General features: G+C 66.0%; 9 protein-coding genes. 4 read left to right on the top strand and 5 right to left on the bottom strand.

Going from position 1 to position 12,450, the window contains the following annotated elements; translation table 11 throughout:
* Positions 1 to 644: 644 nt before the first annotated feature.
* On the bottom strand, positions 645 to 5,111 hold the full coding sequence (locus CRO12_RS05800; RefSeq protein WP_179640875.1) for a HEAT repeat domain-containing protein: 4,467 nt from the start codon (positions 5,109 to 5,111) through the stop codon (positions 645 to 647).
* Positions 5,112 to 5,588: 477 nt separating this feature from the next.
* On the opposite strand from CRO12_RS05800, the gene CRO12_RS05805 reads away from it, so the two are divergent.
* Positions 5,589 to 7,151, top strand: a complete 1,563-nt coding sequence (locus CRO12_RS05805; RefSeq protein WP_097062992.1) for a ComEC/Rec2 family competence protein — start codon at positions 5,589 to 5,591, stop codon at positions 7,149 to 7,151.
* A 109-nt stretch (positions 7,152 to 7,260) separates the two neighbouring features.
* On the opposite strand, the gene CRO12_RS05810 is transcribed toward CRO12_RS05805, so the two are convergent.
* Entirely contained in the window at positions 7,261 to 7,755 is a 495-nt protein-coding gene (locus CRO12_RS05810; RefSeq protein ID WP_144033527.1) for a hypothetical protein, read from the bottom strand.
* A gap of 142 nt (positions 7,756 to 7,897) precedes the next feature.
* Between CRO12_RS05810 and CRO12_RS05815 the strand changes: the two genes are divergently transcribed.
* The 3 genes from CRO12_RS05815 to CRO12_RS05825 all read left to right on the top strand — a co-directional run bounded on the left by CRO12_RS05815 (position 7,898) and on the right by CRO12_RS05825 (position 10,377).
* Positions 7,898 to 8,665, top strand: coding sequence for a hypothetical protein (locus CRO12_RS05815; RefSeq protein ID WP_097062994.1), 768 nt, complete (start codon positions 7,898 to 7,900; stop codon positions 8,663 to 8,665).
* A gap of 70 nt (positions 8,666 to 8,735) precedes the next feature.
* Positions 8,736 to 9,728: an ImmA/IrrE family metallo-endopeptidase gene (locus CRO12_RS05820; protein WP_218838856.1), complete on the top strand. Its 993-nt coding sequence runs from the start codon at positions 8,736 to 8,738 to the stop codon at positions 9,726 to 9,728.
* 67 nt (positions 9,729 to 9,795) lie between these two features.
* Positions 9,796 to 10,377 carry a hypothetical protein gene (locus CRO12_RS05825; protein WP_144033528.1) on the top strand — a complete coding sequence of 194 codons (582 nt, stop codon included), beginning with the start codon at positions 9,796 to 9,798 and terminating at the stop codon, positions 10,375 to 10,377.
* A 27-nt stretch (positions 10,378 to 10,404) separates the two neighbouring features.
* On the opposite strand, the gene CRO12_RS05830 is transcribed toward CRO12_RS05825, so the two are convergent.
* The 3 genes from CRO12_RS05830 to CRO12_RS05840 are packed head-to-tail and all read right to left on the bottom strand — an operon-like array spanning position 10,405 to position 12,425.
* Complete coding sequence (locus CRO12_RS05830) at positions 10,405 to 10,983, bottom strand: hypothetical protein (protein ID WP_179640876.1); 579 nt, start codon at positions 10,981 to 10,983, stop codon at positions 10,405 to 10,407.
* Entirely contained in the window at positions 10,980 to 11,804 is an 825-nt protein-coding gene (locus CRO12_RS05835; protein WP_097063379.1) for a bis-aminopropyl spermidine synthase family protein, read from the bottom strand. The genes CRO12_RS05830 and CRO12_RS05835 overlap by 4 nt, the downstream gene beginning before the upstream one ends.
* 60 nt (positions 11,805 to 11,864) lie before the next feature.
* Positions 11,865 to 12,425, bottom strand: a complete 561-nt coding sequence (locus CRO12_RS05840; RefSeq protein ID WP_097062996.1) for an AAA family ATPase — start codon at positions 12,423 to 12,425, stop codon at positions 11,865 to 11,867.
* Positions 12,426 to 12,450: the final 25 nt, after the last annotated feature.

Raw genomic sequence — 12,450 nt, forward strand, 5'->3', positions numbered from 1 at the left:
GCTCGGTGGTCCGCGACGGATGCCTTACAGAGCTCGTCCACTTCACGCACTCGCTGGGCAAGCGGTCCAGCTGACCGACGTTCAAAGCTCGACGACGTTGAAAGCTCTACCCCGCCGCCGCGGCAGAACGCCACGCAGGCTTCAACTACGCCTGCCTCAAGGTCGCTGCTCTCGACTGACCCGTGACGGCCTAACATCCGGGCCGACGCGAGATCAGCTCGGTGGCCGCCGATAGCAGGACCTCAGCAATCGTGCATTTCTTTCCCTGCCAAGATCAGGTCCGCAATGGCGGTCGGCCGGCGTCAGTCGCACTCGGTGACCGATGCGATTGCCGGCACTCCGGTCGTCGCGATCTATCCGAGATCCCGGTCTACCATTCCGCGCTCCGCACCGGGCACGTCCGACTCGCTATTCGACAAGTCTCCTGGTCCCAAGCGCCCGGACAGCTCGGCACCACCGCGACAGTCCATCACCCACAAACCTACGCTCGCGACCGATGGCCATGCACACGCGGTCGATATGGAGTGAGTTGCGCGTCCTTGTGCCGCCGGACGTCGCATGAACGATGCTGTCGGCTGATCCTTCAGGATCGCAGGCGCACAAGCCGGGACAAAGCGGTGATCGTCGCTTGCCCGGGCGCTAGATCAGTCAGCTTTGGCGTCCGCCTTCTTCTCATTGTCCGCCACCTCCTTCTCGCGCTTCTCGTGCAGCTGCCGAGCTTCCACCCAGAACTCGTAAGCCGCATCCTCCAGAAACGGCTGAAGGCTCAGTTCATCGCCGCGCGTCCAGAGGAACCGTGGATCAACAAGCTCGAACACGGTCCTAAGCCTTGCCCACTGCAGACTCTTCGTGGACGTCGGCATGGCCCCCAGATGAGCGAGCGCGGCGTCCTCCATGCGCCTCGCGCGCAGTGATCCGAGAACCGCCTTCCTGACGGTCACGTCCGCATCCCCGATCAGGTCGCGTAGCCACGGCAGAGACATGCTCGGCGGCATCCAGCCACTGAGCTCGGCCGCCGTGCGGCGCTCGGAAGTGCTCGTCGATGCGGCCAACCTGGCGAGCGATGCCTCGATCACCGCGGCGGGGACATGTGCCCTGACGTTCCGTCCGACCTCGTTCCTCAACGAAGGCGGCAACGAGCGGTAGCGCGAGAGCAGGTCCTCGTAAGCTCTGCCCTTGTCGATCCTGAACATCAGGCGCACCGCTTCCGGGGATCGGTGACGAACCAGCAGTCTGGTTGCCGCGAAGAACGCCTCCTCAGGATCTATCTCGAGGAGGAAGAGGATGCCGCCGACCGGGCCGGCGTCCAGGATCTCAGGTCCTCGATAGGCGGCGTTCACGAGCATCTCCCGGGCACGCTCGTCGCCAGCACGTGCAAGAGTTCCGAGATCATGCGAGTCGAGGAGGCGGTGTCCGCGCTCGCTAAGCCGCCGAACAAAACCAAGAACCGCCTCGCGGCTGTCCTCGTGCGACCGCAAGGCGTGCAGGGTCGGCAAGCGCGCCGTCGAAATGCTCGTCGTGTCGGAGCCGTCCAACCACGACCGAACCAACTCGCGGGCAGGTTCATCCCCGAACTCCGCGAGGTAGGACGTAAGGAACCACGCCTGATCATCATGATGTCCGACCAGCATCGCGCGGATCACCGGCAGCATGGACGCATCGTAGAATCCGAGCGCCTTCATCGTGCCGACGACCGATCGCCTCGTCTTGGCGGGGGTCTGGTCGTCGAGGAAGGGCTCCAAAAGCGGCAGAGCGTCTTCCGGTTCCCGCAGGAAGCCAGCCAGCGCGACAGCAGCGTCCAAGTCGGCCGGGTCACCCGACGAAAGAAGGTCGACGACCCGCTGTCGCAGGCCGGACAAGTCGCGACCTTCAGAGCTCCGCATCTCGGCAGGCGAGACATAGACCGGCGAACCCAGCCGCAGCATGCGTTCGAGCGATGCGTCGCATGCATGAATGGCGAGCGCCTGCATCCGGATGACCTGACGATAGCCGTCCGATCCGTCGTCACTCGTCGCATTGATCAGCGCCGTCCGAACTCCGCCGTTCTCCGTCCAGTGAGCGGCGTTGTAGCCGTCCTCGCGGCCGAACCCGTCTCCTCGCTCCAGTTCGGCCACCACGAGCTCGGCGAACCCCGAGCCGTCCACCATCGCGAGGACCCGCTCGCACTCGTTGCCCTCAAGATCTCGTAGTCGCGTCGTGCGGCCGCGGCGCTCGATCGCGTAGCGCGTGAGCTCACGCTCGAAGGACGAATCGGCGCGGCGACGCAGCTGTTCGAACTGCCAGGGTTCGGGGAGCAAGCCCAGGAACCTTATCGCCCTCACGGGAGAGTCGGGTCTTCGATCTTCAGGCAACCTCGAGCGGTTGGCATTGCGGACGCGCACCAGACAGTCATCGATCACGATCTCAAGCGTCGCTGGGTCGACCAGCTCGGGATGATTGAAGTAGTAGAGCATCAGCTCGTTGCCGGGGCTGCGCGTCCGCGCGGCGACCTCCCGCAGAACCGTGGAAAGGCGATCCGCATCGTATCGATGCAGTTCGGGTAGCCACCAATCGGACGCGCTCCAGCCATAGTCATCGGCGCTGGTCCGGATCTGCTCGAACGCGGCCTCGGGGTCGATGCGTGCCCGGACCCTGAGTATCCGCGAGGGCATCCAATCGTCACGCGCCGATGGCACGGCATCCAGGTATTCCCGTCTGTCGACCGCATCGAAGTGCTCAAGCGCCGCGATGAGGGCCTTGCTGTCGCGGGGTAGGACGGAGACGACCTGGTCCTGCTGTCGTGCCCAAATTGGCTTCGCCTCGACGCCGGTCAGATAGGCGTCGTCGACGAGGCACCAGACCAGCTGGTCCAGCGCTTGAACGCGGGACTCGACTGCCAATCGCGCCTCCAGCCACGCCGGAGATGCACCGACCGCCCGCTTAAGCGCCTCCATGCTCAGGCTATACCGGGAGAGGCCGGTGCTTCGTTCATCGACCTCCGTCGACAGGTCCAGATCCGCCGCCCGCCGGAGATGGATGTCGAACAGGCGGTCGAGAACCCTCGGCAGTGGAACGCGTCGCGCGACCCTGAGCGCGATCCTGGTCTCCCGATCCCCAGCCATGTCCAGCAACCTCGCGACCAGGCCTGAAACCTCGTCGGGCGCACCGGCGCCCGCCGCCACGATCGCGGCCGGCAGGTGGTCCGCGATGCCGACGTCCTGCTCGTCCGAGCACGTTCTGAGCGCCAGACGCTCAAGCGAGGGCAGCAGCATCGGGCCGACGGTCCCGAGCTGGCGCCATCGACCGTCGCTACGCCATTCGTGTGGTGCCTGAGCGACGTAGGCATCGATGAGGTCGGCTACGAACGCGGCGTCGACCACCCGCAGCAGGAGCCAGACGACATCGTGAAAGACGTAGCCCAGCCGTCGACCAAGCCCCGCTCCCGCAGCGTCGACCAGATCGTCCAGGCTCTGGACGACCTGATTCAGCGACGCCGCATCCAGCGCTCCCGAGGCCACCCTCTCGGACAGGTGCTCGGACACGGCCCAGTTCAACATGCGATCGGTGGAGAAGGCGATCCGATCTCGCGCCGGCCGGCGTAGGAGGCCGACCATCTCGAGGCGGCGGATCGCGGCCTCATCCAAGCCCTCCATCTCCAGGTCAGACCACGTCCACGGGTATCTGGCGTGGTCCTTAAGGAGGGTGCCCGCCAAGTTGGCCAGCCGGTGACGATCGTAGGGGTGGTCGTATTGCTCACGAGCGTCCGCCGTCGCCTCGTCCCAGTAGCTCTTGAAGAGCTCGTATTCAGTCGCATCGAGCCATTCACCTCGCGAGGGCAGCCCCACGTAGACGCGCGCATGGACCGGCTTGCGCAGCAGCTCGAAGACGTCGTCCGGCATCATCTCGAGCGAATCGTGCCGGTCGTGGTGCCGCAGGTAGCGGCGCAGCTCCGCGCTGGTGAAGTCCGCGACCTGGGTGATGTGGGCATCAGGGCACCAGCGGACGATCTCCATCGTCACCCTGGGTTGGCACGACAGGACGACCTTCACCCCCAGCCGTCGCCAGTCGGTCTCCGCCACCCGGCGGGCCACAAGCCTGTCCTGAACGTCGTCGACGTAGAGAGTCAGCCAATGTCCGCCCTCCGGCGCCAAGAAGCGTCCCAATCGTCGCGACAAGACCTCCAACGACGCCTCGCTCTCGTAAGCTGGAAGCCAGAGCCTGGAGTTGATCGCGTCGAAGATCGCCTCGAGCGATCCCGGCGAACCCACCACGACGACCGCACCGTTCCGAGCCTCGCTGAGCGCCGACTGACAAAGCGACCACGTCTTGCCTTGCCCGGACTCGCCGGAAAGCACCGTGAACCACGACGCGGCGGCGATCGGGTGCAGACGGGCCTGAGCCTGCGCCTCATAGCCCAGCGCGCGGCAGTCGCGCGCCGACGCGGCTGCGGAAAGCTCGATCGCGGTTCCCGCGTGCCGCAGCCTCCTCATCGCATCGGGGCCGACGAGACGCAGCAGTTCAGCAGCGCCCAGCGATTCACCGGCGCTCGCCGCCTGGAAGAGGCGGCCCATCAACGCATGCCGCTTCTCTTCGACGTCCTCTCCCGCATCGAGCAACGGGGTGAGCCGCTCCTCGATCGCGCGGGCGGCGTTATATACGTCGATCGACACAAGAGAGAGATTGTCGAGGACGTGGCGAAGCCTCGCGTCCGACGGCTCGCAACCCGCGCGATCGGCGATCCGAGCGGCGAAGTCCTCGGAGGACAATAGTGCCTTCCCCCAGGCGAACGACTTGCCGGAATCTCGGTCGGCGCGCCCCGCCAAGTAGGCCTGGAAGTCGGCGAGGCCACGCAGATGGTTGCTTGCAAAGCGGAAGCGCTGAGGCTCGTCGGGCCTGGCGCCTCTGATCAGATCAGGGAGAACCTCGCCCGCCAGCGTCCCCGTCGTCCAGCGCCGATGGAGAGCTCGCAACTTCACCTGTTCGATGGTCGACACGCCCCCTTCGTCGATGCGCAGGTCGCCGCTGTCGTCCGGTTCGAGCGTGATCGTCATCGCCGACGCTTCGCCGTCCTCGAACGCGAACGATGCGCTAAGCGCCATGCCGAGCTGCAGGCTGCGAAGCATCTGGAACACGAATCCGCACAAGGCGACCTGCCCGCCCGTCGGGCTGCGCCGCCGCTCCGCTTGAACCTTGTTCGCGATGACGATCCCCGTGTGGCTGGTTTAGCGGGCCACTCCGCCGCCGAACATTAGCAGCCGTTCTCAAATCGAAGGAGTTTGCGTTCGTGTCGAGAGCATCTGCAAACAGGACGCGAGGCTGTCCCGGCGGACAGGTTTTTTCCCATCCATTTCGGTTGCAGTTCGCTCGGCTCTCGTGAGGGTTGACCCTTTCGCCGACTAGAGCGGGTCGCGCCAACGTGAGGTGGAAGCAAGATTTCGCTTCGACAGCTCGGACTTGGCGAGAGAATGTAACGTCCGGCGCTTACCCCAGGTGTCCGTCGACCTAACCACGCCGCGTCAAGTGGAGTGGGTTCGGTCAGAATCATGCCCTGTCCATTGCGCAAGCCGCGCCTGGCGGCGATGTCGGATCGCGGAAACTAGGAACCCGGCATGACGATCGAAGTCACCATGTATGATGTCGGCCTCGGCAGTGCGGTGCTGCTAACGTTCAAAGACGGAGATCACACCGTCCGCGTGCTCGCGGACGGCGGCGATGCCAGAGCGGGCATCCGGGTCGAGGAATCGCTGAAGAAGCTACTCACGCACGGGACCGGCAAGAGAGCTCCCCTCGATCTGGTGATCGGCACCCACTACGACGCGGACCACCTCGACGGTCTGACCCACATCATCAAGTCGGGTAGGGTCGACATACGTCAGCTCTGGCTTCCGCCGATCGCCGACGACGAATCGGGGCGCGACTACGGTCGGTTGGCCCAGGACGAGAGCCTGCTGGTCAACAGGTTCCGGAGCGAGGACGGCAGCGCCGCCTTCGAAACATACGTCCGCGGGAAGGACGAACGCCGCCGGACCCTGTCGGATCTGGACCGGATGCTCGCCTGGGTCGGCGAGAACGACGACCGGTCCGATCAGCCCAAGCCGTCGAGCCACAATCCGAGCGAGCGCACCCTCGAGGATTGGCGCCGGGTCTTCGGTGAAGAACTCGAAGCCGCCTACAAGATCGTAGGCACACGCGGCTGCGAGCATGTTCCAGACGCGGATCTCGTCCGATTGTCCGCGTCGTCATACGACATCATCGACGACCTCGCGATCATGTCGAGGCCGAATCCCGCCGCTATCGGATCGCTGATCAGGGAAACGAAGAGGCGCGGGATCCTTGAAGGTGGGCACTCCTTGATGGCCGCACGGGCGCAGTTGGCGCACATGCGGGTGACGAACGCCAAGAACGCCATCAACGCAGTCGCGCTCAAGGCTCTGCTCAACGAGATCCCGACGACGAGCTCGATCATCGTCGAAAGCCACCGATGCAGCGACCATCGACCAAAGAGGTTCAGGTGGACCGCCGGGCTGTTCGTGCGAAGCGCGGAAGCCGGCGGCGTGACCGCCACCTTGTTGTCACCGACCGATCGTCTCGTCGCCGATCGGCGCGACCGGCTCCCCTCCGACGTCATCGGCTTCGGTGCCAAGCGTTGGGACCGGTTGGAGGGTTTGTCGCACAGCAATCAGCTCAGCTATGTCATCCGTTTCGACGCAGAAGGACAGGGCGTGCTCATAACCGGCGACTCGGGCTTCGACGGCTTCGCACGTGGGCGCGACAGGGCATCCGAATACGAATCCGGCCTTACGGACCATCTCAAGGGATTGTCGGTCATCCAAGCGCCGCATCACGGCGGGATCAGCCGACACTTCTACCGCGCGATCAACAGCGCCGGCTTCGCGAAAGAGACCGCACCATGCTTCCTTCTCCTCTCGCACGAGAGGCATAGCGCCCATCGGCCGGCGACGGCGCTGCCGGACTATCTTTCCACCCTTCCCGCCGGGCACGGACTCAAACTCCTCTTCACGAGCGAGCCGGCGGCCGAACAGGTGGCCGGCTGCCATGAACGCTTCGCATCGGTGACCAAGACCGACCGGGAGCCGCACGGCGAAATCGTATTGAAGTGCGACAAGAGCTGGTCGGTCATCCGGCACACCGTTAGTCCTCCGTCCACATGATGATTGACCCTCGGCGCTGGCCCGAGCGGCTCCAGCGGATCCCGGCTTCGCCGAAAAGGGTAGTGAAGCAAAAGGTCGTTGATCGGGTGGAGCCGGAAAGCGCTCGCAGTCAGTTCGCGGAGCCGGTCAGCAGATCGATCCGGTCCATCCGTCGAGCTTGCCACTGCCGCTCGCTCCAGAGCCACAGGCGGCTCGAGCTGACCACGATCCTCACCACTCCGCCCTCGACGGCGTCCAAATGCACGGCGAGGCCGAATGGGAGCGCCAGGCGGGCGGGCGGCTCCACCGCAAGGCGCATGTAACGATCCATCGCGGCGATCGCCAAGTCGTCACGGTCGTCCGGAGCCGCTGCCTCCAGTCGCTGCGCCACGTCTCCGACCGCGCGGGAGCCGCTCGTCGTCCAAGCGGAGAGCTCCGATCTTCCCTGCGGGTCCAACGTGGCGAGCAGTCCCTCGTCGGTCGCCTTCCCGAACCAGGACAGACGGGCGCGAACAGCGGCCGGCAGGGTCACCCGCTCCTTCGAGCTGACTGCGACCGCCTCGGTCCACGCGCCCTCGATCATGGTGCCGAACGGGTTCCAGCTTGGTGGTCGACCTCGCGCCATGGGGCGATTTGGGATCAATGGAGAGGAACCGTCAACAGACATTCCACAGGTCGACCAACAACGGCGATCAGCTTTTCAGCCGCTGCGCGTTGCGGGAGGGGACGGTCCATGGCAGAATCGGGAACGTGATGGAAACAAGTCTATGAACGAGATGTCGCCTCCGCAGCGACACGTCGCCGAACCGCCGCCGACCGTGGCGGATCTCGGCGGCTACGTCTGCTGGTCGCGGATGCAGGCGGAGGCCGGGCAGGGACTAGAGACGATCATCGCCCGGAAGGAGCTGGAACGCCGTGCAGGTAACGGTCTTTTCCTGTGGGGCGTCGGCAATCCGCCTTCGACGGCGATCAGCGCGCTGGCGCGGATCGGCTGCCGCGTGCCCGTCGTCTTCTCCGTCATGAAGAGCAGGCCCAAGCCGATCGACGTCGCTCCGTCGCGGATCTTCGCATGGCGCCGCTACTTCGATCCGTCGGCGAACGAGCGTCCTCTTCCCGCCAGTGCGGTGGTGACCAGTCGCGCGGACTCCGCCGGTGGCGCGAAACGCGCCCACTACGCGCTGATGTGCCACTCGCGAGCGCCGCTGACGCTGAGCAGAGGCACGCCGTTCGACGTCTCGGCCTACCGCAATGCCGGCGGAACGGGAGCGCCAGTCGGCGCCTCGCAGGTGACCGCTCTGCTCAAGCAGGTCGCCGAACCCGGGAAGACCTCCGACTACGAGGTCAATCTCGTCGCCTGGCTCGCCGGCGGATACTGGGTGCGGCTGTCCGATCCGGTGGAGGTCGATCCCGCAGGGGCCACCCGGCTGGATCGCGCGGCCGAGCTCGAGCCTCGCGACTGGCTGGAGCTCGCCGCCGAGCTGCGCGCGAGCCCGCAAGCCACCGCGCGGCTGAGCGGCGAGCTCCTCCTGTTCTGATCGGACTGTCGCTTGGGAGTCGGCACGTGCTATGCGCGAACATGCCGGCCGTCGCCGGACCGGAGCAGGGGTGACCACCGACAGCAACGATCTCAGACGCGAGCTGCGTCGCGCCGGACTAAGCGAAAAGGCTATCGACGCCGCATGGCCGACGTGGTGGAGCGAGGAGCTCGCGGACGATCCCTCGGGACGCGCCGAACTGCGCTTCGCGCTCGCCCGTCGACTCGGCCTCTCGCCGAAATCCCTGCTCGGCGAGCGGGTCCGCTTCGTCTGGAACGACGAGGCTCGCTTCAAGCATCTCTCGGCCGAGGACGTCACCCACCGCGCGGCCCTCGCATCCTTCGGAATGACCGTCGGAGGCTCGCTGCTTCGCGCCACTCCCGAGGTCGCCGGCATCGTAGGCGTGACGGCGGCGGACCTGCGTGCCGCGATCCTACGCGACCGCGCCTTCGTCGACCTTCAGGGATTGGTCTTCGTCTGCTGGGCCGTGGGATTGCCGCTCGTCCATCTCCGGGTCTTCCCGCTAGACGCGAAGGCGATGCATGCGATGGTGGTCGGCGTCGACGGGCGGCAAGCGATCCTACTCGGCCGCGACGCCCCTTACCCCGCGCAGACCGCCTTCACGCTCGCCCACGAGCTGGGGCACGTGGCTCTCGGTCACCTCGAAGGCGCGCCCGCCCTCGTCGACATGGACGATCCCGCGAAAGCAGGCGATAAGGACGAGGAGGAGACTGCGGCGGACCGCTTCGCCCTCGAGCTGCTTACCGGGACGCCCACGCCCACGATCGATACGGACGGGGCGAGCTACAACGCACCCGGGCTCGCCAGAGCGGTCGAACAGGCAGCACCCCGCTACCGGATCGAGCCGGGAACGCTCGCTCTCTGCCTCGCCTACCAGACGGGCCAGTGGGGGCGCGCCATGTCCGCCCTCGAGTTCATTTACGGCGCACCGCGTCGGGTCTGGCGGGACGTGAACACGCTCGCAGCCTCGCAGCTCCGATGGGAATGGATAGGAGACGACGCCGCCGAATGGATCCGGACCGTGACCGACATCCGTGACTGACCTCGCTCTCATCGACAACGACGTCATCCTCAAGCTCTGCTGCTACGGCCATCACGGGAGCTTCGGCGTGGCGCTCGGCGAGTTGCGACCGGCGATGCTGAGCGTCGGACGCTATGCTCTGCGCGACCGCGTGAGGCGTTCGAAGCGCATCATCGATCGAGAGCGGGTCGCCCGCGCGCTCGAGGAGACCTTCGGCGCGATCGCGCTCGCCGAGCCCGATCAGGAGGAAGTGGCCCTCGCCGCGGACATGGAGGAGGAAGCGACCCGTCGCTCTCTCGCGTTCGACGCCGGGGAAAGCCAACTCATCGCGATCATGCTGCGCCGAGCCTCTCGTCTGCTGCTGACCGGGGACAAGCGGGCGGTCTCGGCGATCCATGCTCTGGAGATCGAGGGCGCGGACGGTCGCGTGGCGTGTCTGGAGCAGCTCATGGCCACCCTGCTGAGCCTCTTCGGCATCGAGGCGCTCCGACCTGCCGTATGCGCCGAACCGCAGGCCGATCGCGCGGTCACCGCCTGCTTCAGCTGCGCCGCCGCGCACGTAGACGAGGCAGGCGTCCGAAGCGGGCTCGCCAGCTACGTGGCACACCTGCGTGCGGCCTCCGGCTCCAAACTCGTGCCCGGAGACGACCTGTCCGCAGCCGCGGCATGATCCTGCATCGACGCCGACGCGCCCGCGTCAGCGATAGTTGCGCAGGAACACCGCGTAGGGCTTCTCGAGGTCGGCGACCAGGTTGATCGGCCTGACCTTCTGCTCCTCGTTCGAGCGTTCCGGCTCCTCCAGCACCTCGAGGCAGGCCTTGTCGACCCGTCCGGCGATGTAGCGGCTTCCGAGCCGCCCCTTGCTGTTGCCCACCGCCACCCGGGTCCTCGCCAGCGGCAATTCGAACTGCGCCTGCCGAAGCTTCCTGATCACGAGGGCGAAGCGGGAACCGCGCACTTCGATCTCCTTCGGGATCTCCTTCCATTCGCGGCCGTCCACCGAATACTCCGCGGCGCAGAGGGGTTCGGCGAAGTGCTTCGAGTCCATCTCCTCCATGACGAGATGGATGGGTTCGTTGCGCCTGGCGAAATCCTCCGCGAAGGGCTGCACCATCGAGCTCGGGTGACAGGTGTTACCGCCGTAGCCCCACATGCCGATGCCGGTCGCCTCGATCTCGCGGGTCTTGCGCGCGATGATGTCGGCAAGGCTCTCCTGCGCGTGCGTGCCGACCTTCATGAACAGCACGCCCGCGCCCGGGTGGATGATCTCGCTCACTCGCCGCTCTCCTCCGGAAGGAACTCCAGCCTGTACTCCCCCTCAGGCGCCTTGCCATAGTCAGGCTTCTTCAGCTCGTGGACGTAGCGGACCTTCGGCTCCTTCGAGCCTCCGTAGAAGTTGCGGAGGCTGGCGGGATCGGTCAACGATACGCTTGGCGCGCGCCTGTTGGCGTTCTCCGGTAACGAACTCATGAAGAGGTTGCACGACTTCAGGTCCGGAGCGTCGTCCAGGTGATAGGCATGCAGCTTCCGGTTCATGCGGGAAACGTAGAACCCGCGCTCGGACGCGTAGGCCTGAACCTTCGCGAGCACCTGCTTCGGCCACGGAAGCTCGTCGTCGTCCGCGATCACGATGCAGCCTTCGCCTTCATACCCCACCGCCTCGATGCCGCGCTGCACGAAGGCGTTGACGCTCGCCCCCTCGTTGGACGCGCCCCAGGGTGGATTCGTGTAGAAGCAGTCGAACTTGGCGCGGTCCGGGAACGGATCCAGGACGTTGTAGAGCTCGGCGTCGAGATACTCGAGACGCTCCTTGTCCGCGAAACGCCTGACCGCCTGCACGGTGCGCTCGTCGAAGTCGAAGACGGTGATCCTGCTCGGTCCGAAGTTCAGAACGTCGCGCTTCCTCAGGTAGGCGACGGCGACGGATATCGCATCACCGTCGCCGATGAACGCCAGGCGCTTGTCGGCCGCCCACGAGGCGATCGCCTCGCTCTGCATGACCATGTCGCCGGTCTTCATGTGGATCTGGTCGAACTCGCGGAGCGGCCTCGGCCTGTTCTCCACGACGTCGGAAACGGCGTTGACGGCAGTCCTCATGTCCACTTCGATCACGCGGATTCTCCTGTCTCTGTCGGGTTCAGCGCGTCAGACGCTCGCTCAGCTCCGGACCAGGCTCTCCTGGTCGCGATCGGTGTCGAAGAGATACACGGGGCAGCCGGCCACGATCCCGTAGGTCGCAGCCACCGACGCTTGCAGCATGGTGTGCATGCGGGCGGTCTCGACGTCGACCATGGGTCGGCCACGCGGATCGGCGGCGATCCGCGCGACCGCGACCTCGGGGGCGGTGTAGAAGCACCAGATCTCGTCAGGCGCGAGCAGGCGGAAACGGTCGTGGGAGAAGGCCGTGATCCGGAAGCCGTGATGCTCGCGCGTCACCGGATGGCTGTCGATCACGACGTGCCCTCGTCCGCGACGCTCGCCGACGAACTCCAGCAACGCGTCGTCCACCCGGTCGACCGCCGCGGCGACGGCCAGACGCGAGGACTTCTCGCGCAGCTCGTCCTGGTCGGCGATGTCCACTCCCGTCTTCCGGAGATGCTCGACGAGGCGCGCCCCATACTCCCAGACCTCGACGGCCTCGACGCGCTCCAGCAGCAGCTTGGTCGTCGTGCTCTTGCCCGACGCCGGCGCGCCGGTCACGTAGATCACCTTGCTCATCGACCCTCCCCAACGAACGGTCGCA

The organism is Sphingomonas guangdongensis, assembly GCF_900199185.1.
Lineage (GTDB): Bacteria > Pseudomonadota > Alphaproteobacteria > Sphingomonadales > Sphingomonadaceae > Sphingomonas > Sphingomonas guangdongensis.